Below are 23,258 nucleotides of genomic sequence, written 5' to 3' on the forward strand. Positions count from 1 at the left end.
AATCGGCGGCCTCCAGGCCGCCGATTTGTTTTTGGGCTTCGCCCGACCACTCCATCACCCTGAGGAGGCCGCGCAGCGGCCGTCTCGAAGGGTCGACGGCCACCAGCCGGGCCGTGCATCCTTCGAGACGCCGCTTCGCGGCTCCTCAGGATGACGGGATAGAAATCTCGCTTCGTGCGCTCACTCCGGAATCTCGCCGAAATTCTTCCCGACCGGCAGCACGGCATGTCGGATCAACCGCGAATCCTCCACGCCGGCCTGGCGATGCTTCACCGCCTCGCGATAGACGGGATCCCGGATCATTTCGACGAAAGCGGCAAGGCGCGCTTGGATACTCGGCGATGAAACAGTGATCCCAGCGCTCCTCTTGCGGACCGATCAGCATCAGCTCGAAGCGGCCCTGCCACACGATGCGGCCGCCGAGGCGTTCGAACACCGGCCCGCTCTCACGGCCGTAGGCGGCATAGGCCTCCGCGCCGGTCGCCTTGCGGCCGTCGGGATAGGAGGCCCATTCGCGTAAGCGCACCAGATTGAGCATGTGGATCGGGCCCGGCCGGTTGTTGTCCCGGAATTGCGCAAACACGTCCTTGGTCGGATCGATATGGCCCATGCGGTGCTCCTTTGTTTTGTTGTTCCATCTCTATTTAGCACGCGCCGCCTCACCTCCTAATCCCCCGTTAAGCTTTGCGTAACCGCCCCTTAAACCGGGAACGCTAGCGTGCGCCCCTGTCAGGGTGTGAGCGTTGCGGATGGCGTGGGGACGTAAAAAAGGCGGTGCGCGCAAGGAGCCGCTGTTCGGGCTTCCGGCCGCGCTTGCCGACCTCCGACTGTCGCCCTCCGATCGCGTTCCCGGCGGCGGCGACGATACGCCCGCCAAATCCAAACCCAAAAGCAGCGATTCCGGTAGTGAGAAACCGCGCCCGTCGCGCAGCGGCAGCAAGCGGCGGACCAAGTCGCGCGGCTTTGGGATCGGCCGGCTGTTCTATTGGACCGCGGTGCTCGGCCTGTGGGGGGGCATCGCCGCGATCGGTGTCGTGGTGTGGGTCGGCGCGCATCTACCGCCGATCCAGTCCCTGGAAATTCCCAAACGTCCGCCGACGATCCAGATCGTCGGGATCGACGGCAGCGTGCTGGCGCAGCGCGGCGAAATGGCCGGCGCCAACATCGAGTTGAAGGACCTGCCGCCCTATCTGCCGAAGGCGTTCATCGCCATTGAAGACCGCCGCTTCTATTCGCATTTCGGCGTCGACCCGCTCGGCATCTTACGCGCAGCCGTCACCAATGTGCTGCATCGCGGCGTCTCGCAGGGCGGTTCGACCTTGACCCCCCAGCAACTCGCCAAGAACCTGTTCCTGACCCAGGAACGCACCATGCAGCGCAAGCTGCAGGAGGCCGAGCTCGCGCTGTGGCTGGAGCGCAAGCATTCCAAGAACGAGATCCTCGAGCTCTATCTCAACCGCGTCTATTTCGGTTCCGGCGCCTACGGCGTCGAGGCCGCAGCCCAGCGCTATTTCGGCAAGTCGGCGAAGAACGTGACCTTGCCGGAAGCTGCGATGCTCGCGGGCCTCGTCAAGTCGCCGTCGCGGCTGGCGCCAAACCGCAACCCCGAGGGCGCCGAGCAGCGCGCGCAGGTCGTGCTCGCGGCGATGGCCGACGCCAAGTTCATCACCGAAGCGCAAGCAAAGGCCTCGATCGGCCAACCCTCGATTGCGGTGAAGCCGGCCGGCGCCGGCACCGTGAACTATGTCGCCGACTGGATCGGTGAAGTGCTCGACGATCTGGTCGGCCAGATCGACCAGGACATCGTGGTGCAGACCACGATCGATCCGAAGCTGCAGAACGTCGCCGAAGCCGCCGTGATCGACGAGCTCGCCGCCAAGAGCGTGAAGTTCAATGTCAGCCAGGGCGCGCTGGTGGCGATGACGCCCGACGGCGCGGTGCGCGCCATGGTCGGCGGCCGGAACTATGCCGAGAGTCAGTACAATCGCGCGGTCACCGCGAAGCGGCAGCCGGGCTCGTCGTTCAAGCCATTCGTCTATCTCACCGCGGTCGAATCCGGGCTGACGCCGGACACGATCCGCACCGACGCGCCGCTCGACATCAAGGGCTGGAAGCCGGAGAACTACACCCACGAATATTTCGGCTCGGTGACCTTGACCCAGGCGCTGGCGATGTCGCTGAACACGGTTGCGGTGCGGCTCGGCGTCGAGGTCGGCGCCAAGAATGTGGTGCGCACCGCGCACCGGCTCGGCATCTCCTCCAAGCTCGAACCGAACGTCTCGATCGCGCTCGGCACGTCGGAAGTATCCGTGATCGAGCTGGTCGGCGCCTATGCGCCGTTCGCCAATGGCGGCTACGCCGTGTCGCCGCATGTGGTGACCCGGATCAAGACCAGCTCCGGCAAGCTGCTCTATGACCGCCCGACGGAGCCGCCCAACCAGGTGATCGAGCCGCGCTATGATGCGATGATGAACAGCATGATGCGCGAGACGCTGATCTCGGGCACCGCGCGCAAGGCGGAGATCCCCGGCTGGACCGCCGCCGGCAAGACCGGCACCAGCCAGGATTATCGCGACGCCTGGTTCATCGGCTACACCGCCAAGCTCGTCACCGGCGTCTGGCTCGGCAATGACGACAATTCGCCCACCAAAAAGGCGACGGGTGGCGCACTGCCGGTGGAAGTGTGGACCCGCTTCATGAAGGCCGCGCATCAGGGCGTGCCGGTCGCGGCGATCCCGAACTCGCAGGGCAGCTGGGCGCCGGCGAACCTGATGCAGATCTCGTCGCAGATATCAGCACCTTCAGCACCGGCGGCGCCAATGCAGATTTCAACCGCCGATGCAGGCGCCACCGCCCGCGCCGGTCCCGCCCGGCGGCGGCTATTATCGCCAGCCACCGCCGACGCCGGCCCGCGCCTCGGCACCACCCAACCCGAACGCGCGGCCCGAAGCGGCGGCGGGGCTGGACGGCTGGCTGGCGGATAGGTTGTTTCGGTAGGCCGATATAGGCTTTAGCCGGGCCCAATTTCGGCTGTCATCCCCGCGAATGCGGGGAGATGGAGTGACGTTTGAAGTGCAACGATTGATTTGAGTTTGGAGAATGCCTCGGCGGATCCAGTACGCGCGGCTTTTCGGCTCAGTTACAATTGCCTCTGGAATACTGGATCGCCCGCTTTCGCGGGCGATGACAGCAATAACCGGGGCGAAGAGTTGGCCTACTCCTGAATCCCGTAGCGATGCAGGTCGTTGCCGTAGGTGTCGAGCCAGTTCTTGGCGCGCGTGACCGACGCGCAGACCTTGTCGACCACCCGCCAGAACCGCGCCGAGTGAATTCATCTCGACGAGATGGGCGACCTCATGCGCGGCGAGGTAGTCGAGCACGAAGGGCGGCGCCAGGATCAACCGCCACGAGAACGACAGCGAACCGGCCGAAGTGCACGAGCCCCAGCGGCTCGACTGGTCGCGGATCGTGATCCGCCGGACCCGCACCCCGAGTTCCGCGGCGTGCAACTGCGCCGCCTTCTGCAGATCCTTGCGCGCCTCGCGCTTGAGGAAGTCATGCACCCGGCGGTCCATGTGCTCGACGCCACCGGCGACGCACAGAATCTTCTCGCCGCTGTCGCGCGTCTCGGTCCAGACCGTGCCCCGCTCGCCCGAACGATGCACCAGACGATGCGGCACACCTCGCAACGGCACCACGGTGCCGGGCTGGAACGGCGCGGCCTTCGGCAAACGGCCAAGACGGGCGGCGATCCAGCCGCCATGGATATTGGCGAACTCCTTCGCCTCCACGATCGTGCCGCGCGGCGGCATGGTCAGGATCGCTTCGCGATCGGTTGGATGAATCCTGAGCGTATAGCGGCGCGCGCGCCTATGCCGGCGCAGCCTGACGGTGAAGAACTGGGAGCCGTGTCTGACCAATACGGTCGCGGGTTCGGCAGGCCGCCGATAGAGGAGCGCGCGAGTAGCCATTTCTGAGAGTCCGGGGAGCAGGAGTTCGCCCGAACTTTGCCATATCCGCCGCCAGGGAAAGCGCTCGGCGCAAAAACAAATCATTTGCCCAATATACAGGGGTTGGCCGTTAATTGACCTCTACCGGCAGGGGGCGGAACCGGATTTTTTCTGATGAATCGGAGTCACGAAAAAGGCCCAAGAGATGAAATTAAATTCATCACTTGAGCCTTGGCTGATTTGAGATTCTTTTAGTTAAATCAGCGACTTGCGCGACCGCGATAAACGCGGCCGGGGCGATACCTATTCGGCCGCGGCGACCAGGGAAAGACGCGTATTGGCGGCCGAAACCATGAAATCGGAGATCCGCGGCACGATTTCGGAGCGGAACCGCGAGCCGTTGAAGACGCCGTAGTGCCCGACGCCCTTCTGCACGTAGTGCACGCGGCGATGGTTCGGAATCGCGGTGCAGAGCGCGTGCGTTGCCTCGGTCTGGCCGAGGCCGGAGATGTCGTCCTTCTCGCCTTCCACCGTCATCAGCGCGACGCGGCGGATCTTCGACGGATCGACCGGCTTGCCGCGATGGGTCATCTCGCCCTTCGGCAGCGCGTGCTTGACGAAGACGAGGTCGACGGTCTGCAGATAATACTCGGCGGTGAGGTCCATCACCGCGAGATATTCGTCGTAGAATTCACGGTGCTTGTCGACGAGATCGCCGTCACCCTTCACCAGATTGGCGAACAACGCCTTGTGCGCGTCCATGTGCCGATCCAGGTTCATGCTGATGAAGCCGTTGAGCTGCAGGAAACCCGGATAGACGTCGCGCATCACGCCCGGATGCGGGAACGGCACCTTGGTGATGACATTGTTGCGGAACCAATTCGATGCCGCGCTCTCCCGCGAGGTTGTTGACCGCGGTCGGGTTGCGCCGCGTGTCGATCGGGCCGCCCATCAGCGTCATCGACAGCGGCACGAACGGGTCGTGGTTGGCTTCCATGACGGAGACGGCCGCAACGACCGGAACCGAGGGCTGGCACACCGCGACGACGTGCATGTTGCCGCCGAGCGCGTGCAGCATCTCGATCACGTAGTCGACATAGTCGTCGAGATCGAACCGGCCCTCCGCGAGCGGCACCATGCGCGCATCGGCCCAGTCGGTGATGTAGACTTCATGCGTCGGCAGGAACGCCTCGACCGTGCCACGCAGCAGCGTCGCATAATGGCCCGACATCGGCGCCACGATCAGCACGCGCGGCTGCGGCGAGCGCAGCGGACGCGTCAGCTTGCGATCGAAATGCAGCAGACGGCAGAACGGCTTTTCCCAGACGGTGCGAACCTCGACCGCCGTGCGGATGCCATTGACCTCGGTCGTCGGCAGGATTCCAATCCGGCTTGCCGTAGCGGCGCGTGGTGCGCTCGAACAACTCGCAGCCGGCGGCGACCGATTTGCCGAACTCGGTGTGCGTCCACGGATTGAGCGGATTCTGAAACAGGATCTTGGTGGCGTCGGTCACGGCGCGTACCGGATTGAGCGACGCATGCGCCATCTCGTACATCCAGTACAGCGGCGTCGTGAGTGCCGGGCTGCCTTCCGCCGCTAGTGGCGGGGCACCGCCAAATTCACCGATGGGCATAGTATTTTCAGACCCCTGTTTTGCGCCGCAGCATACTGACCAATGCGTAACAATGCGTCAATGCGCCGCGAGCCGAATATGGGGTCGATATCGGGCTAAAACACCGAGAATCCACGGGAAAGTGACATTTATTCACCACCCCCGAGCAGCGATCCGTTGCGCTTGGCGCTCTGCAAAAGGGCAAGGAAGACCGCAAAAGAGGCAACGAACAGGATGGCGTTGATGACCAGCGCCCAGGCCATCAGGTCGGCACGGAAGACGTGATCGATCAGGAGCGACCGCATGCCTTCGAACACATAGGTCGGCGGCAACGTCCAGGCGACATACTGTAGCCAGACCGGCAGCACGTCGACCGGATAGTAGATGCAGGCGAGCGGCATCACCGCGAACATCAGCGTCCAGACGATGCTCTCCGCGCCGAGCCCGTTGCGCAGCACGAGCCCCGAGGCGAACACGCCGACCGACCAGCTCGTGAAGATCAGATTGCAGAAGAACGCGATCAGCGGCAGCCCGATGGCGTAGAAATTGAAGCCGAAAAAGAACAGCGCCAGCAGCGTCATCGGGATCACGCCGATGGCGAGCCGGATCAGGCTCATGATCATCAGCGAGAGCAGGAATTCGATCGGCTTCAGCGGGCTCATCATCAGGTTGCCGAGATTGCGCGCCCACATCTCTTCCAGGAACGAGATGGAGAAGCCGAGCTGGCCGCGAAACAGGATGTCCCACAGGATCACGGCACCGATCAGCGTGCCGCCCGCCTTGGCGAAGAAGCCGGATGCCTGCGAGATGTAGTTCTGCAGGAAGCCCCATGTGATGATCTGCAAGGCCGGCCAGTAGACCAGTTCCAGCAGCCGCGGCCATGACGACATCAAGAGATACCAATAGCGCAGCACCATCGCGTTGATGCGTTGCAGTGAAATGCCGCGCAGCTGATGGCTGACGATCTCGCTCATGGTGTGCCCTCTGGCGCGCCCTCCCGGAGGCGGCCGCGCGCCACGTCGAGAAACACCTCTTCCAGCGTGTCACGGTTGTAGCGCGCCATGATCCCCTCGGGACTGTCGTCATCCTCGATCTTGCCGCGCTTCATGATGATGACGCGGTCACAGAGGCGCTCCACCTCCAGCATGTTGTGCGAGGCCAGCAGGATGGTCGCGTTGTGGGTCTTGCGGTAGGTCTCGAGATGCTGCCGCACCCAGTCGGCGGTATCCGGGTCGAGCGATGCGGTCGGCTCGTCGAGCAGCAGCAGGTCCGGCTCGTTGATTAGCGCCTTCGCCAGCGCGACGCGGGTCTTCTGCCCGGCGGAGAGCTTGCCGTTGGAGCGGTCGAGGAATTCGGTCAGATCGAGATCGGCCGCGAGCTGCTCGATCCGCTCGCGCAGATGCTTCACGGCATAGAGGCGGCCGAAAATGGTCAGGTTCTGCCGCACCGTGAGCCGCATCGGCATGTCGACATAGGGGCTCTCGAAATTCATCCGGCCGAGCACATCATAGCGCCGCTCGGGGATTCTTGCGCCCAGCACCGTGACGCTGCCCGAGGTCGGTAGCACCAGCCCCATGATCATCGCGATCGTCGTGGTCTTGCCGGCGCCGTTGCCGCCGAGCAGGCCGGTGATGCTGCCGCGCGCGATGCGGAAGGAAATATCGTCGACCGCGCGCGTGGTCTTGTAGACCTTGACCAGATGCGCAACGTCGATCGCGGTCGATCCGTCCCGATCGGCCGCGGGCGCCTGACTGGGCGCTTGATTGGCCGCAGGCGCTTGCGCCTGACCTGTCCCGCGCTGTTGCATATCGCCGTCATTGGGGCATTGCGACAATAAGCGCAAGGCTTGCCCGGCGTCCTTGCGCTAAGTCGCGAATTTGTGCGCCGCCCACGGCACAGCTAAAGTCCCTGAGATGACCGACTTCGCTTCCGATTTCCGCCAACCTCGCCGCTATGTCCGCCTGGATACGATCCTGCGGCTGCGCTGGCTCGCCGCGCTCGGCCAGCTCGTCGCGATCTTCATCGTGGCCCAGGGACTGGAATTCGATGTTCCGATCGTCCCCTGCGTCATCATCGTGACGTTCTCGGCGCTGCTCAACCTGGCGCTGCAGATCGCATTCAACCCGATGCAGCGGCTGGAGCCGGCCTATGCCGCGGCCCTGCTCGCGTTCAACATCGTCGAGCTCGGCGGCCTACTGTACTTCACCGGGGGCTTGCAGAACCCGTTCTCGTTCCTGTTCCTGGCGCCGGTCCTGATCTCGGCCACGGTGCTGCCGATCCGCCTGACGATCGCGCTCGGCTGCCTTGCGGTCGCCTGCGCCTCGGCGCTGTTCTTCTACCATCTGCCGCTGCCCTGGGACGGCGACGATCCGCTGGTGCTGCCGCCGATCTATCTGATCGGCGTCTGGCTTTCGATCCTGCTCGCGATCGGCGTCACCAGCCTCTACGCATTCCAGGTGACCGAGGAGGCCCGCCAGCTCTCCGATGCACTTGCCGCGACCGAGCTGATCCTGACGCGCGAGCAGCATCTGACCCAGCTCGACGGCCTCGCCGCCGCCGCCGCGCATGAACTCGGCACGCCGCTGTCGACGATCTTCCTGATCTCGCGCGAGCTCGAGAAGACGGTGCACGACCCGGCGATCGCCGACGACCTCAAGACCCTGCGCGAACAGGCGCAGCGCTGCCGCGACATCCTGAGCAAGATTGCGCAATTGTCATCGAGCGGCGCGCCGTTCGACACCATGAAGCTGTCGACCCTGATCGAGGAGGCGGTGGCGCCGCATCGCGATTTCGGCATCAACATCAAGGTGCGGCTTGCTGTCGCAGCAACGCGCGAACCGGTCGCCGCGCGCAATCCCGCGATCCTTTATGGCGTCGGAAACATCCTCGAAAATGCGGTCGATTTCGCGCACCAGACCGTCGAGGTGAACGCGTGGTGGAACGCCGAAACCATCGAGATCGTCGTCTCCGACGACGGCCCGGGCATCGCGCCCGACATGCTGAAACGGATCGGCGAGCCGTATTTGTCGCGCCGCCGGGGCGCAGACGAGGCCCAAAATGCCCGTGGCGGCCTGGGGCTGGGCGTTTTCATCGCAAGGACGCTGCTGGAACGCACCGGAGCCAAGGTGTCGTTTACCAATCGCACCTTCCCCGATCACGGCGCCGTGGTGCAGATTGTGTGGCCCCGCGAGCGCTTCGAAGAAGCCACGCCGGCCGACGAAACCGAAGCCTAAGAACGATTCTTAGTCGCAACTCTGGCATACCGGATGCATCGCTCTTTCCAGAGCTGCACGCGACTTTCGGCTGCCTTGGCAGCGCCGCAGTAGGACCCCATATAATAGGTGCCTGCCACAGGGAAAAATGGATCGTGAACGCCATCACTGAACTGAATGACCATGCCGACCGCTCGCTCCTCATCGTCGAGGACGACAAGCCGTTCCTGGAACGCCTGTCGCGCGCGATGGAGACGCGGGGTTTCGCGGTGAAGTCATGCGACACGGTGTCCGATGGTCTCGCCGAGATCGGCCGCGCCGCGCCCGCTTTTGCGGTCGTCGACCTCCGCCTCGGCGACGGCAACGGCCTCGACGTCGTCTCGGCGTTGAAACGCAAGCGCCCCGAGGCGCGCGCGATCGTGCTGACCGGCTACGGCAACATCGCGACCGCCGTGACCGCGGTGAAGATGGGCGCCGTCGACTATCTCTCGAAGCCCGCCGACGCCGATGACGTCGTCGCTGCGCTGCTCGCAACCGGCACCGAGAAGTCCGAGCTGCCGGCCAATCCGATGTCGGCGGACCGCGTGCGCTGGGAGCACATCCAGCGCATCTACGAGATGTGCAACCGCAACGTCTCGGAGACCGCGCGCCGCCTCAACATGCACCGCCGGACCCTGCAGCGCATCCTCGCCAAGCGCGCGCCGCGCTAAGCGATCGCTTCATATTGTTTTGCGATGGCCGGGCTCGTCCCGGCCATTTGCTTTTGTCCTTTCGTAGGGTGGGTAGAGCGAAGCGAAACCCATCGATTTATGCCCGCGGCGCCAATGATGGGTTTCGCTTCGCTCTACCGATCCTACAGCTCTATCACCGTCACCCTGAGGAGCGCGCTCTTGCGCGCGTCTCGAAGGGTCGACGGCCACCGGCCGGGCCGTGCATCCTTCGAGACGCCGCTTCGCGGCTCCTCAGGATGACGGATGACAATCGCGCTTGTCCTAGAATTCGTGCCCCTGCGGATCGACCAGCCGGTTGATCCGCTGCGCTGCCGCCATCGCAAAGCGCACCGTCATCACCTTGCGGGTGGCCGCCGGCAGGCGATGCTCCGGCGCCTCGCAATGCAGATGCGCGCCGTAAGCGTCGGCGATGATCAGGCCGGTGTCGGCCGGGAAGATCTCGCACGGCAGATCCTGCGTGAAGGCGAAGAACAACCGGTCGCAATGCATCCGGTAGTCCTGCCATTTCTGGTCGGCGCGCAGATCCTCGAGAGATGACTTGATCTCGACGATCCAGATCTCGCCGCGTTCATTCAGCGCGACCAGATCGGCGCGGCGGCCGGACGGCAGCGGCAATTCGCTGATGCAGGAAAATCCCAGCGACCTCAGAAGCCGCGCCGTCCCGCGCGCGATCGCCAGCGCGGTCTCCGACTGGCGTCGGTCGGGCGAGGGCACAAGCGCGATCTGGCGGGCGGGCAATTCCATCGCTGCAGAATAGCCGATTCCACGAGAGCATGATCCGGAAAAGTGGAACGGCGCTCCGGGCAGGAACCCACCGCCGCCTCGCCGCTTATTCCACGGCCGCCGCTACGGGCGGACCGATGAGGGCTGCCTGGTGATCGACGACCTCTGGTACAAGAACGGCGTGATCTACTGCCTCTCCGTCGGCACCTACATGGATGCCAATGGCGACGGCATCGGCGATTTCAGGGGTCTGCTGCGCCGTCTGGATTATCTGCATGGGCTCGGCATCACTGCGATCTGGCTGATGCCGTTTCAGCCGTCACCCTGCAAAGACGACGGCTACGACATTTCAGACTATTATGGCGTCGATCCCCGCTACGGCACGCTAGGCGATTTCGTCGAATTCGCCCATGGCTGCCGGCAACGCGGCATCCGCGTGATCATTGATCTCGTCGTCAATCACACCTCGGACCAGCACGCCTGGTTTCGATCAGCGCGCAGCGCAAAGGACTCGCCTTACCGCGACTGGTATGTCTGGTCGGACAAGAAGCCCGCCAATGCCAACACGGGCATGGTGTTTCCGGGGGTGCAGAAATCGACCTGGACGCGCGACAAGCAGGCAGGAGCCTGGTACTTCCATCGCTTCTACGATTTCCAGCCGGACCTCAACACGTCGAACCCGCACGTACAGGCCGAGATCCTCAAGATCATGGGGTTCTGGATCCAGCTCGGCGTCTCCGGCTTCCGCATGGACGCCGTGCCCTTCGTGATTGCAACCAAGGGCGCCTCCGTGCGCAAGCCGGTCGAGCAATACGACATGCTGCGATTGTTCCGCGAATTCCTGCAATGGCGCCAGGGTAACGCGATCATCCTCGCCGAAGCCAATGTCTTGCCTGAGACGGACATGGAGTATTTCGGGCGCGACGGCGACCGCATGCAGATGATGTTCAATTTCCACGTCAATCAGCATCTGTTCTACGCGCTGGCGTCAGCGGATTCGAAGCCATTGGCGAAAGCCTTGACGGCGACCAAGCCACGGCCCGCGACCGCACAATGGGGCCTGTTCCTGCGCAATCACGATGAGCTCGACCTCGGCCGCCTCACCAAGGCCCAGCGTGAGGCGGTGTTCAAGGCATTCGGTCCCGACAAGAGCATGCAGCTCTACGACCGCGGCATAAGGCGCCGCCTCGCGCCCATGCTGGGCGGCGATCGGCGGCGCCTGGAGCTCGCCTATAGCTTGATGTGCACGCTGCCCGGCACGCCCGTGATCCGCTACGGCGATGAACTCGGCATGGGCGACGATCTCGACCTGCCCGAGCGCACTTGCGCGCGCACGCCGATGCAATGGTCAACCGAGCCGCACGGCGGCTTTACCGAGAGCGATCGGCCATGCGTACCCGTGATCGACAAGGGGCCCTACGGCTATGAGCACGTCAACGCCGCCAAGCAGCGGCGCGACCCCAATTCGATGTTGAACTGGACCGAGCGCATCATCCGCATGCGCAAGGAAGTCCCCGAGGTCGGCTGGGGGGACTTCAAGATCATTGCAACCCGAAATCCTGCCGTCCTGATCATTCGTTACGACTGGCGCAACAACTCGGTGCTGTTCGTGCACAATTTCGCGGAAAAGCCACTCGAGATTTCGTTCGATGCTGGGCTGCCCGACGACGCCGGCAATCACCTCGTCAACCTTCTGACCGAGGATCACAGCCGCGCCGACGATAGCGGCCGTCACAAGCTTCTGATCGAAGCCTACGGCTATCGCTGGTACAGGGTCGGTGGGCTCGATTACCTGCTCAAGCGTAGCGATATCGACACCAAGGAACCCCGCACGTCGCGTTAGGCATGATCCGGAAAAGTGTGAAGCGGTTTTCCGAAAGGATCATGCCCAAACACGAAGCTAAAGCGCGACGATGATTCAACCTGATCTCATCGCGCTTTAGTCGTCCTGATGCGGCCCGAGGATCACGCCCTCATTGCCGCGCAGATCGAGTACGCCTTCGACCTTCTCGCCCTGCCGGTCCATGAAGGTCGAGAGCAGAACCTCGTTGCTGAAGCCGATCGCGCTGGAGGAGACCGATGCGGGCGCCGCGCCGAAGTTCAGCGCGATCACGGCCACGCCCTCGGCGCTGCGCCGCCGGTAGAGCAGGACATCGCCGTGCGCCGTCACCGGCTCATAGCTGCCATGGACGAGCTGCGGCAGCTTTCGCCGCAACGAGATCAGCGCCTTGTAAAGGTTGAGGATCGACGCTCGCTCCGCCTCCAGGCTTGCGACATTGTCGCTTACGAAATCCTGCGCAAGCGGCAGCCACGGCCTTGCGGTCGAGAAACCGGCATAGCGCTCGGCGCTCCATTGCATCGGGGTGCGGCAGCCGTCGCGGCCGACGCCGATATCAGGCACGTTCTTCTCGAAGGGATCACGCACCTCGTCCGGCGCAACCGCAACCTGGTGCATGCCGATCTCGTCGCCGTAATACAGCGTCGGCGTGCCGCGCAGCGTCAGCAGCAGCATCGCGGCGACCGGTGCCTGTGCAGGCCCCACCCGGCTCGCCACCCGCGGCCGGTCGTGATTGCCGAGCACCCAGTTCGGCCATGCGCCCGGCGGCAGCGCCTTTTCGTAATCGGCAATGATCTGCTCGACCGAGCGCGCGCTCCACAAGGTCGACAGCAGCGCGAAATTGAACGGCATCTGCGCGCCGCGCAGATCGTTGCCGTAATAGGCGACCAGCCGGTGCAGCGGCAGATAGACCTCGCCGATCAGCACGCGGTTGTCGAACTCCTCGGTGACGCGGCGCATCTCGGTGATGACCTCATGCACTTCGAGTTGATCAGTCGAATATTGCGTCAGCACCTTCTCGTGCGGCGGCCGGCCCTCACGATAATGCGGGTTCGGCGGATTGTCGCGGAATTCGGCATCCTTGATCAGGTGCCAGATCACGTCGACACGAAAACCGTCGACGCCCTTGCGCAACCAGAAGCGCATCACGTCATAGATCGCGGCCCTGACCTCGCGATTGCGCCAGTTCAGATCGGGCTGCTGGGTCAGGAACGCGTGATAGTAGTACTGGCCGGAAGCCTCGTCATACGCCCAGGCGCTGCCGCCGAACTCCGACAGCCAATTGTTGGGTGGGCCGCCATCCGGCGCCGGGTCGCGCCAGATGTACCAGTCGCGCTTCGGGTTATCGCGCGAGCTCTTCGCTTCGATGAACCACGGATGCTGATCGGATGTATGGTTCGGCACCAGGTCGAGGATCAGCTTGAGGCCGGAATCGTGCGCCGCCGCGACCAGCGCGTCGAAATCCTCCATCGTCCCGAACAGCGGGTCGATGCCGGTGTAATCCGAGATGTCGTAACCGAAATCGGCCATTGGCGAGGGGCAGATCGGCGACAGCCAGACCGCGTCGACGCCAAGCCGCGTCAGATAGGGCAGCCGCGCGATGATCCCCTTGAGATCGCCGACGCCGTCGCCATCGCTATCCCCGAACGAGCGCGGATAGACCTGATAGAAGATGCCGCGCCGCCACCAGTCCCTGTCGCCCCGATCCATCCCGTCCCCCCAAGCTCGCAGCCCGGTTGAGGCCGCTCCGCGCCCCGGGGCGGCCTGTCGGTTCAGGGATGACGCACAATTCGGGACGGAAAAATGGCTGCAATGCGTCAGTGGCGGGCGATCGCGAGCTGATAGATCGTGATCAGCACCTCGAACAGGATCAGGAAGACGATGATCAGCTCCAGCCGCAGCGAGCGGCTGGTGTCGATGATATCGGTCAGCACCTGCGCGGTTTCAGCCACGACTGCGAGTTTGCGATTCAGCGATTCCGCACGCTCCTTCAATTCGTACTCGTCCTCGAGGCGGGCATAGAGCCGCTCGAGATGTGGCTTGTCCCAGAGGATGTCGGGCTTCTCCGACACTTCGACCGGTCCGGCCACGCGATGCCGCACCAACAGCGCGTTGCCGATGTGCTTGAGGATCGCGACGCGGCCGCCACGAACCTGGCCGCCCTTGGCGAGTTCGCGCGCCAACGGCTCGGTCGTGTCGAAGACGGCCCGGACCTCACGCTCATGCCTCGCCAGCACCACGCTCTTGGCCAGCGCCTCACCGACCAGGATCAGCCGCTCCGGCGACAGGCTTTGCAGATAGATCGGGCCGCCCGGCGGAATCTGGTCCTCCTTCTCGGCCGCGAGCTCGATGATCGCGATCTCCTCCTCGCGCCGCGTGAATAATCCGGTCATGCGCGACTGCAGGCTGCGCAGGAATTCATCCTCCTCCAGCGCGTTGAGACCGATCAGAACGACGACGCCATAGCGGAACAGGATCGCCACACCATTGTCATTGACACGAAACGCCAGCGGCGTCGTGGCCAGCACGTCGCCGCGCTCGAGGCCGGACGTGTTGATGCGGTCCGCGACGAAGAAGGCGCGGGCGGTGGTCCGGGGTCCGCCGAGCGGTGAATTGGGGGCTTGGGTCATGAAGTTCCGGACTGCGAGGACTTAGATCGTGATCAAGAGCAACCGCGTACCGGCCTGCTCACGAACATGTTCTGCTGGAGGCGACCTTATCACGGTCCGTTTTGGGATCACACGCCGGGGCCGACGCATTTCCCGAGCGTGTTGACGGCATTTTCCGGTAGCCTATGGTGCCCCCATGAACGAGACAACCGACACCAAACCGAAGGCCGGCGCGATCATCGTGCCGGTGACGCTGTTCGAGCAGAACTGCACCATCATCTGGCACGAGCCGACCAAGAAGGCCGTGGTGATCGACCCCGGCGGCGACGTACCGAAGATCCAGGCCGCGATCGAGCAGACCGGCGTGACGGTCGAGAAGATCTGGCTGACCCACGGCCATATCGATCATGTCGGCGGCGCCGCCGAATTGCGCGATGCGCTGCAGGTCAAGATCGAGGGCCCGCATATCGCGGACAAATATCTGCTCGACAACGTCGTCTCGAGCGGCGAGCGCTTCGGCATGACCGGGGTGCGCAATTTCGGGCCGGATCGCTGGCTCGATGAGGGCGATCAGGTCTCGATCGGCGACCTCACCTTCGACATCCTGCACTGCCCCGGCCATTCGCCGGGCAGCGTGGTTTTCTTCAACAAGGAGCTGCGCTTCGCCCATGTCGGCGACGTGCTGTTTGCCGGCTCGGTCGGGCGCACCGACCTGCCGGGCGGCAGCCATCCGACGCTGATTCAGTCGATCAAGCAGAAGCTGCTGCCGCTCGGCGACGATGTCGGCTTCATCTGCGGCCACGGCGCGGGATCGAGCATCGGCCAGGAGCGGATGACGAACCCGTTCCTGACCGGCGAGATGTAACTACTTCATCAACCGTTACTTCATCAGGCCTGCGGCGGTCAGCGCCCGCGTGATGACGGCGCCGACGTCGACACCCTTGCTCCGTCGCTTGCGCGGCCGGTCGCTCTTGCGGCCGGATACTGCCTCGGGCTCGGCCGCAGGCACCGGGATCGTCATCGAGATCGTGTCAGCGCGCTCGCGCGGGATTCCGGTCGGCGCGATATGCGGCTGACGGACCTTGTCGGTCAGACCGAAGAAGCTCGCGATGTGATACGACGAGGAAATCCCGACCTCGATCAGAAATCGCGCCCTCCACGCCATAGCGCTCGTCATTGTCGGCGAGCCCGAGCGGCGTGCCATGCGCCATGTCGGTGATACTGAAGGATTCGACCAGCGTTTCGCCGTCGGCATTCCACCAGACCTCGCGCGGATGGCCGTCGACATCCGCCTTCGACATTGCCGCCAGCGGCAGGCCGTGAACGTCGAGCCACTGCCGGACGATCGCATCGGCATTGCCGGGATGTACGGTGCGGTCGGCGCTGCCATGCCACACCGAAAGCCTCGGCCATGCGCCGTCATGCGTGGACGCGTTGCGGACGAAACCGCCGAGTTCGGGCGCGGACAGTGCGCTCGCATGCATCATCGCATGCAGCGCTTCGCGCAGATCGGTGGCGACGCCGAACGGAAGGCCGGCAATGATGGCGCCGGCCGCGAACACGTCCGGATAGGTCGCGAGCATGACCGAGGCCATCGCGCCGCCGGCGGACAGTCCCGTCACATAGATGCGGCGCGGATCGATCTGATGCGCGCCGGCCATGTGCGCGATCATCTGCCGGATCGAACAGGCTTCACCCTGCCCGCGCGCGATGTCCTGCGGATTGAACCAGTTGAAGCAGGTGTTGCCGTTGTTGACGGCCTGCTGCTCAGGCATCAGCAACGCAAAGCCGTAATGCTTCGCCAATGTCGACCAGCCGGCGCCGAGATCATAGGACGCAGCCGTCTGGCCGCAGCCATGCAGCACCACGACGAGCGCGGGCGACCGCGCAAGCTGCGGGGGCACGAACGAGAACATCTTCAGATCGCCGGGGTTGACGCCGAATTCGGTCGTCTCGACGAGCGGCGTCGGCACGGCCGGCGCAAGCGCGCCGAGGCCGCTGAACGCGTTCATCTTGGGCAGATGACGCAAAAATTCGACGTTGTTGACCAGGGACAACAGCAACTCCTGAGGGTGATTTATTCTTCTGTGTCAGCTGACCAGATAATTGCTGCACCGCAAAATGAAAAGGCCGTGTGCTGTCTTTGCCTGCGGAATTGTGAGAATCGGCGTTAACACGTGATCGCACCGAGGACCGATCGAAATAGTTGCCGTAGCACCTTGCTCGAACGTGAACTTTTCGAAAATCGGCGCCAGATCCCTGCGGATTCACGCTGTGGCACGGCGCATCCATGACAGAAATGCGGCTGAAATAATAATCGACAGCCCAAACAATGCGCATGCCGCAAACAGCGCCAGATGCGTTGATGTTGCGCTCTCCACCGCAAAGAACACCGCGCCGATCGCGGCGACGCCGGCCGCGTTACCGATCTGCGTCGTCGTGCCATACATGCCGGAGCCGGCACCGGCGCTGGCGGGCTTCACGCTCGACAGCACCGCGCTCGACAACGGCGCCATCACCAGTCCCTGACCATAGCCGAAGATGACAAGCACCAGCGCGAGCAGCAGTGCCGATGGTGATGCGATCGCCTGAACCGTCGTAACGAGCACGGCGAGGCCAACGATTTGCACGGCGCAGCCCTCGATCAGCACCAGCGTGCCGCGCTGCCTCGCGCGCATGCCGCTGTGGCGCGAGGCAATCACGAAGGTCAGCGCCAGCGGCACGAACACCAACCCGGCCTGCAACGGCGGGATCTGCAAGCCCTGCTGCATGAACATGGTCATGACCAGGTAGAAGGACAGGTTGGCAAAGAAGAAGAAAAACACCGCGACCAGGCCGCGCATGAAGGCGCGATCCGACAGCAGCGACAGGTCGATCAGGGGCATGCCGCCGCGGCGCGCGACGCTGTGTTCGAGACGCACGAAGGCCGCGATGATCGCAACACCTGCGGCCATCGCCAGCCACACCCACGCCGTCCAGTTGAGATCGTGACCGAACAGCAGCGGCCCGATCAGGCACAGCAAGCCCGCAAACAGCACGACCGCGCCCGGGATATCGAGCCGCGTGCCGGCGCGGCGCGGCACCGTCGGCATGATCTTCAGCGCGGCTGCGATGATGATGACGCCGAACGGCACGTTGACGAAGAACACCGCGCGCCAGCCGAGGCCGGCGAGATCGAGCGTCACCAGCACGCCGCCGAGCATGAAGCCGGCCGCGCCGGCCAGCCCCAGCACGATGCCGTAGATGCCGAACGCCCGTGCACGGGCGGCATCGGAGAACAGCAGATGCAGCGTCGCCAACACCTGCGGCACCATCAGCGCCGCCGTCGCGCCCTGTGCCAGCCGTGCGACGATCAGCTCGGGTCCGGACTGCGCGAGACCGCACCACAGCGAGGTCACCGAGAAGCCGGCGACGCCGGCGATAAACACGTTCCTGGTGCCATGGATATCGCCGAGCCGGCCGCCGGTGACCACCAGAGTGGCATAGGCGATCAGGTAGATCGCAATCACGGCCTCGATCTGCGCCGGCGTCGCGTGCAGCTCCGCCGCGATCGTCGGGATCGCGACGTTGACGATGAAGGCATCGACGCCGAACATGAACTGCGCGGCGACGACGATCGCAAGCACCCACCAGCGGCGGGAGGTCTCCGCGCGCGTCGATACGATCTGGTGCATGCCCTGTCCTGCCCGAAATGACGTTGCGGCAGACATCAGCAGATTCCGGTCATCGCTTCGATTACCTGTGAGGTAGGTAGAGGATCACAGACGCTCGACCCGGCTCCAATTTGCGTTGACGCGCTGGGAAACATTCCGGAGGGCGGCAATCGCCGCCGATTTGCGCAACAACCATGCGGGCGCCGCAGCCCCGGAGCATTGCCTTGCACCGGGCCACCCCGTAGGTTGGCGGAAAGCCCCCGACAACAATAATCCGGAGAGAACGACCCATGGCGCGCCTCAAGTTCGGAGCCTTCCTCGCCCCGCATCACCCGATCGGCGAGCATCCGATGCTGCAATTCCGCCGCGACCTCGATTTCGTCGAACAGCTCGACGCGCTCGGTTACGACGAATTCTGGTGCGGCGAGCACCATTCCTCGGGCTGGGAGACGATCGCCTCGCCGGAAATGTTCCTGGCCGCCGCCGGCGAGCGCACCAAGCGCATCAAGCTCGGCACCGGCGTGATCTCGCTGCCCTATCACCATCCCTTCAACGTCGCGCAGCGAATGGTACAGCTCGACCACATGACCGGCGGCCGTGCCATCTTCGGCTCCGGCCCGGGCGCGCTCGCCTCCGACGCGCATACGCTCGGCATCGACCCGATGACCCAACGCGACCGCCAGGACGAGGCGATCGCGGTGATCCGCCGCCTGTTCAACGGCGAGCGCGTCACCGCGAAGACCGACTGGTTCGAGATGCACGACGCCGCGCTGCAGATCCTGCCGCTGCAGGAGGACATGCCGTTCGTGGTGGCCTCGCAGATCTCGCCGTCCGGCATGACGCTCGCCGGCAAATACGGCATCGGCATCATTTCGCTCGGCTCGATGTCGACCCAGGGCCTGATGGCGCTGCCGCAGCAGTGGCAATTCGCCGAGGACGCCGCCAAGAAGGCGGGCACCACGGTGAGCCGTTCCAACTGGCGCGTGCTGCTGTCCTGGCACATCGCCGAGACGCGCGAGCAGGCGCGGCGCGAGGCCGGCGCCGGGCTGCTGCGCTGGCACAACGAATATAACGTCGGCACCTTGATGCGGCCGGGCCTGACCGCGTTCGCCTCGCCGGACGAAGCCGTCGACAAGACCGCCTTCGTCGAAGGTGCTGCCTCCACCATCGGCACGCCGGATGATCTGATCAAGATGATCAAGAACCTGGTCGACGTCTCCGGCGGCGTCGGATCGATCATCGGCTTCGCCCATGACTGGGCCAATCCCGAAAACACCTGCCGCAGCTGGGACATGGTCGCGCGCTACGTCGTGCCCGAGATCAACGGCTATATCGACGGCCTGCGCAAGTCGCGTCAGTTCGTGATCGACAACCGCGCCGTGTTCGAACGCGCCGGCCAGGCTGTCATGGCCAAGATCATGCAGAACGACAAGGCCGCCGCCGCGCTTCAGCATACCGGCACCGGCCGCGTCGCGATCCCGGCCGTGAATGCGCCCGACCTCGCAAAGGAAGCGGCGAAGCAGAAGGCGTGATTTGCTACCCTCGCCCCGAGGGGCGAAGGTAACGCACGTCGCGCAACACCACACCGTCGTCCTGGCGAAAGCCAGGACCCATATCCACTGCACTCGGTGATGAACGGGATCGCGGCCCCAGCATCGCGCAACAATTGGGATTTGGGGTAATGGGTCTTGGCCTTCGCCAGGACGACGTCGAATTTGTTGCGCGGCCGGTGCGTCATACTTCCGCGTTCTCGCGACATGATCTGTCCGAGCTTTGCCCTTTGTTTACACCCGCTTCACAGAGAGGGCGCAGGGAAAGCCGGGTGCCGATCACACCCATGGGCTCCGAGCAAAAGGTAGAAGCTCGGCGTCGCCGCTCCGCTTGCGTAAGAGGTTAATGGCTACGCCACCGCCCCGATCCCCACTACATCGATGCCGTCGACACGGCCGCGGATTGGAAGCCGGCCGAGATCGCTCACCGGAAACGGCGGCGGCACAGCGAAGCGCGCCATTGCCGCGCGCGAGGCGAGGAAGCCGCCGTCGACCTTGCGGCTCAGCTCCTCCAGCCGCGCCGCGGTGTTCATGACGTCGCCGTTGAACACGATGGCCGGCTTGATGTCGCCGATCTCGCCAACGATCACCGGCCCGAAATGCAGGCTGCCCCGGATCTGCGGCGCCGCGCCGAACTCGCGCTCGAATTGCGACGCCGCCTTCCGCAGCGCTGCGCGCATCGCCACGAAGCAGCGCAGCGGCCGGCAATCAATCGCCCCATGGTGTTCCGGCCAGGTCACAATGATTTCGTCGCCGACATAGTTCAGCACCTCGCCGCGATAGTCCACGACAGATTCCGTGAGCAGACGAAAGGTACGATCGAGAAAGCGGTGAATGCCGATGCCGCCGAGCCGTTCGGCAAGCCCGGTCGACCCTGCGATATCGACGAACAGCACGAAGCGGTTCTCCTCGACCGGGGAGTGATAGCGGCCGGAGACGAAGTTCATGAAGACGCGCGGGCCGATCAGATTGGCGATGCTGAAACCCAGGTTCAGCAGCACAGAGACCGCGGCAGAATAGGCGATGCTGACACCGAAATCCGCGATCGAGGTTTGCAGTGGAAACCCGGCAACCCGTTCGCCGACCTGGAGCAATTGTATGACGATGATGATGACAGCGTAGATCGTGCTGCGTACAGCGAGAAGCCCGACGAAGGACAGGCGATTGAGCCGTTCCATCATCGGGCCCTGAAGGATGAAGAGTTCGACCCCTCCGATCGCCACACAGGTGACGAAGGCATAAGCGAATCCCGCAACCAGCGGCCCAAGCGTATGACGGCCTTGCACGAGATTGATTCCGATGCTCGCCACCGCGCCCGCGACAATGACGGCGACCAGATAGCGCAGCCGGCGTTCAAGCTTCGCGTTCATGCTCCCGCCCCGGTGACGGCGTCACCCCGCCCCCTGATCGAACGCCTTGCGCAGCGCGACGTAGCCCGCCGCCTGCTGCTGGCTCCAGTTGCGGCCGCCGGTCATGGCGCCGTCGACGACGAGGTCATGGCCGTTGATGAAGCTCGATTCGTCGCTCGCCAGGAACACCGCGGCATGCGCGATGTCGTCGGGCAGGCCCGCGCGCGGGATCGGCTGCGCCGCCTTGTAGACATCGCGCATCACGGCCGAAGTCTTCTCGGCGGCTTCGGTCGGCAACCCCAGCGCCTTGCCGAAAATGCCGGTGGCGATCGCGCCGGGCGAGATCGAGTTGACGCGGATGCCGGACTCGCCGAGCTCCATCGCCACGCATTTGGTGAAATGAATCACCGCGGCCTTCGCGGCGCCGTAGACCATCGACGACGAGAAGCCGGCGAGCCGTCCGGCGATGCTGCCATTGTTGATGATGCTGCCGGAGCCCTGTTGGCGCATGATGGGCGCAACATGCTTCATGCCGAGCATGACGCTGCGTACCAGGGTTGCCATCGCGGCGTCGAACCGCTCGACGTCGAGGCCCTCGATACCCCCGGTCTGCGCCGGGCCGCCGGCATTGTTGAACAGGCAGTCGATCCGGCCGAACTTCTCCACCGCAAGCGCGATCAGCGCCTGCATCTGCTGCTCGACCGTGACGTCGGTCTGGCTAAAGATGCAGTTGCCGCCGAGCCGGCGCGCCAGTGCCTCGCCCTCTGGCGCGCGGCGTCCGGCGATCACGATCCTCGCGCCCTCCGCGACAAAGATCTCGGCGGTGCGTAACCCGATGCCGCTGGTCGCCCCAGTGATCACCGCGACCTTGCCGTCCAGCCGTCCCATGCCGACCCCCCTGACGTTCGATGTTGCGGATATTCCTCAGCCGCTCCTGACAACGCAAGCGCAGGTGCGGTTAACGGCCGGCGAGGTCCGCCTGTGGCCAGAAGGCCACAACTGCGGTTTTTCGGTCGCAGCGGCCTTATTTTGGATCGCCTGTTCACGTGAACTGGAACGACCGATGGTGAAGTGGATCGACGATTTCAGGGCGAGTTGGCGGGGCGATGCGCAGCCATCGCTGCTGCTTGCGGTCAGCTTCGCCGTGCTCTGTCTCGTTTTGGCCACGGCCGCCCGGTTCGGGCTCGCCCAGATCAGGCCGGACGTGTTCTTCACGCCCTATTTCCCGGCGGTGTTCTTCGCGACCGCCCTTGGCGGCTTCCGGATCGGGATCGCAACCGCGCTGGCCAGCGGCCTGCTCGGCGTCGTGCTCAATTTCAGCAGCGCGCACGCCGACCCGGCGCGCTTTGCGCTGCTGATGATCTTCTGGGTGGTGTGCGGCATCGCGATCTGGGGGGTGGAGCACTACCGTTCCCTGGTCGCGCAGCAGCGCGAGGTTTCCAAGCGGCTGATCGAGGAGGAGCAGTACCGCAAGATCGTAGTCGATGAATTACAGCACCGGCTGAAAAACAAGTCCTCGACCATTCATGCGGTCCTGCATCAAGCGCTACAGGACCGGCCCGATGTCTGGCAGCGCATCGACCATCGTATCCGCGCGCTCGCGGCGACCGACGATCTGATCGCGCGGGTCGACGGCTATGGTTGCGATATCAAGGATTTGCTGCGCTCGGAGCTCGGGCCCTACGGCCACGTGCGGTTCAATCTCAATGGCGAGCAATTGTTCCTGCCCGCCAAGCTCGCCGTCTCGCTGGCGCTGATCTTCCATGAGCTCGCAACCAACGCCGGAAAATACGGCGCCTTCTCCTCGCCGCGCGGATTTCTGCAGGTGTCATGGACGGTGGACGATGGGCGTCTCAACGTGATCTGGGACGAAACCGAGGGACCGGTGGTCGAGGTCATCGGCGAAGCCGGATTCGGCACCAAGCTGTTGAAGTCAGCGCTGCGGCCGTTCGACGGCAAGACCGAGATCAGTTACCTGAAGACCGGTGTTCACTGCACCATGCAGTGCAATCTCCCCAGCTGTTGATAAGT

Annotated in this window: 15 protein-coding genes and 4 pseudogenes; 7 read left to right on the top strand and 12 right to left on the bottom strand. The window is 64.2% G+C overall.

Annotated features, from left to right (window positions below):
• Window positions 1-180: 180 nt before the first annotated feature.
• Window positions 181-610: pseudogene (locus ACVWW1_RS29010) on the bottom strand (DUF1330 domain-containing protein).
• Between the two features lie 139 nt (window positions 611-749).
• Between ACVWW1_RS29010 and ACVWW1_RS29015 the strand changes: the two are divergent.
• On the top strand, window positions 750-2,984 hold the full coding sequence (locus tag ACVWW1_RS29015; RefSeq protein WP_456658265.1) for a transglycosylase domain-containing protein: 2,235 nt from the start codon (window positions 750-752) through the stop codon (window positions 2,982-2,984).
• 230 nt (window positions 2,985-3,214) lie between these two features.
• Here ACVWW1_RS29015 and ACVWW1_RS29020 read toward each other — a convergent pair.
• The 4 genes and pseudogenes from ACVWW1_RS29020 to ACVWW1_RS29035 form a co-directional block, all read right to left on the bottom strand.
• A pseudogene (locus ACVWW1_RS29020) lies at window positions 3,215-4,055 on the bottom strand (M48 family metallopeptidase).
• Between the two features lie 198 nt (window positions 4,056-4,253).
• A pseudogene (locus ACVWW1_RS29025) lies at window positions 4,254-5,584 on the bottom strand (polyhydroxyalkanoate depolymerase).
• Between the two features lie 128 nt (window positions 5,585-5,712).
• Entirely contained in the window at window positions 5,713-6,537 is an 825-nt protein-coding gene (locus ACVWW1_RS29030) for an ABC transporter permease (RefSeq protein ID WP_456658266.1), read from the bottom strand.
• The gene (locus ACVWW1_RS29035) at window positions 6,534-7,370 is read right to left on the bottom strand and encodes an ABC transporter ATP-binding protein (RefSeq protein ID WP_456658267.1); all 837 of its coding nucleotides are present in this window, start codon (window positions 7,368-7,370) and stop codon (window positions 6,534-6,536) included. The genes ACVWW1_RS29030 and ACVWW1_RS29035 overlap by 4 nt, the downstream gene beginning before the upstream one ends.
• Window positions 7,371-7,476: 106 nt before the next feature.
• On the opposite strand from ACVWW1_RS29035, the gene ACVWW1_RS29040 reads away from it, so the two are divergent.
• Complete coding sequence (locus ACVWW1_RS29040; protein ID WP_456658268.1) at window positions 7,477-8,796, top strand: ActS/PrrB/RegB family redox-sensitive histidine kinase; 1,320 nt, start codon at window positions 7,477-7,479, stop codon at window positions 8,794-8,796.
• 134 nt (window positions 8,797-8,930) lie between these two features.
• Window positions 8,931-9,485, top strand: coding sequence for an ActR/PrrA/RegA family redox response regulator transcription factor (locus ACVWW1_RS29045; RefSeq protein WP_016845514.1), 555 nt, complete (start codon window positions 8,931-8,933; stop codon window positions 9,483-9,485).
• Between the two features lie 282 nt (window positions 9,486-9,767).
• Here the strand turns inward: ACVWW1_RS29045 and ACVWW1_RS29050 are convergent, their stop codons facing one another.
• Complete coding sequence (locus ACVWW1_RS29050) at window positions 9,768-10,250, bottom strand: MmcB family DNA repair protein (protein ID WP_456658269.1); 483 nt, start codon at window positions 10,248-10,250, stop codon at window positions 9,768-9,770.
• A 130-nt stretch (window positions 10,251-10,380) separates the two neighbouring features.
• On the opposite strand from ACVWW1_RS29050, the gene ACVWW1_RS29055 reads away from it, so the two are divergent.
• Window positions 10,381-12,072 (top strand): alpha-amylase family protein, encoded by a 1,692-nt coding sequence (locus ACVWW1_RS29055; protein ID WP_456658270.1) that lies wholly within the window; start codon window positions 10,381-10,383, stop codon window positions 12,070-12,072.
• A 96-nt stretch (window positions 12,073-12,168) separates the two neighbouring features.
• Here the strand turns inward: ACVWW1_RS29055 and ACVWW1_RS29060 are convergent, their stop codons facing one another.
• Both ACVWW1_RS29060 and ACVWW1_RS29065 read right to left on the bottom strand, forming a co-directional pair.
• Window positions 12,169-13,776: an alpha-amylase family glycosyl hydrolase gene (locus ACVWW1_RS29060; RefSeq protein WP_456658271.1), complete on the bottom strand. Its 1,608-nt coding sequence runs from the start codon at window positions 13,774-13,776 to the stop codon at window positions 12,169-12,171.
• Window positions 13,777-13,883: 107 nt separating this feature from the next.
• Window positions 13,884-14,696, bottom strand: coding sequence for an RMD1 family protein (locus ACVWW1_RS29065; RefSeq protein ID WP_097671184.1), 813 nt, complete (start codon window positions 14,694-14,696; stop codon window positions 13,884-13,886).
• 175 nt (window positions 14,697-14,871) lie between these two features.
• Between ACVWW1_RS29065 and ACVWW1_RS29070 the strand changes: the two genes are divergently transcribed.
• Window positions 14,872-15,540: an MBL fold metallo-hydrolase gene (locus tag ACVWW1_RS29070; protein ID WP_176534776.1), complete on the top strand. Its 669-nt coding sequence runs from the start codon at window positions 14,872-14,874 to the stop codon at window positions 15,538-15,540.
• Window positions 15,541-15,555: 15 nt separating this feature from the next.
• Here ACVWW1_RS29070 and ACVWW1_RS29075 read toward each other — a convergent pair.
• A pseudogene (locus ACVWW1_RS29075) lies at window positions 15,556-16,732 on the bottom strand (extracellular catalytic domain type 1 short-chain-length polyhydroxyalkanoate depolymerase).
• A gap of 210 nt (window positions 16,733-16,942) precedes the next feature.
• Window positions 16,943-18,349, bottom strand: coding sequence for an MFS transporter (locus ACVWW1_RS29080; protein WP_456658272.1), 1,407 nt, complete (start codon window positions 18,347-18,349; stop codon window positions 16,943-16,945).
• 269 nt (window positions 18,350-18,618) lie between these two features.
• Here ACVWW1_RS29080 and ACVWW1_RS29085 point away from each other — a divergent pair, with 269 nt between their 5' ends.
• The gene (locus tag ACVWW1_RS29085; RefSeq protein ID WP_456658273.1) at window positions 18,619-19,860 is read left to right on the top strand and encodes an LLM class flavin-dependent oxidoreductase; all 1,242 of its coding nucleotides are present in this window, start codon (window positions 18,619-18,621) and stop codon (window positions 19,858-19,860) included.
• Between the two features lie 368 nt (window positions 19,861-20,228).
• On the opposite strand, the gene ACVWW1_RS29090 is transcribed toward ACVWW1_RS29085, so the two are convergent.
• Both ACVWW1_RS29090 and ACVWW1_RS29095 read right to left on the bottom strand, forming a co-directional pair.
• Window positions 20,229-21,248: an adenylate/guanylate cyclase domain-containing protein gene (locus ACVWW1_RS29090; RefSeq protein ID WP_456658274.1), complete on the bottom strand. Its 1,020-nt coding sequence runs from the start codon at window positions 21,246-21,248 to the stop codon at window positions 20,229-20,231.
• A 21-nt stretch (window positions 21,249-21,269) separates the two neighbouring features.
• Window positions 21,270-22,115, bottom strand: a complete 846-nt coding sequence (locus ACVWW1_RS29095) for an SDR family NAD(P)-dependent oxidoreductase (RefSeq protein WP_456658275.1) — start codon at window positions 22,113-22,115, stop codon at window positions 21,270-21,272.
• A gap of 175 nt (window positions 22,116-22,290) precedes the next feature.
• Here ACVWW1_RS29095 and ACVWW1_RS29100 point away from each other — a divergent pair, with 175 nt between their 5' ends.
• On the top strand, window positions 22,291-23,253 hold the full coding sequence (locus ACVWW1_RS29100) for a sensor histidine kinase (RefSeq protein WP_456658276.1): 963 nt from the start codon (window positions 22,291-22,293) through the stop codon (window positions 23,251-23,253).
• Window positions 23,254-23,258 lie beyond the last annotated feature (5 nt).

This window comes from Bradyrhizobium sp. JR3.5 (assembly GCF_054057015.1).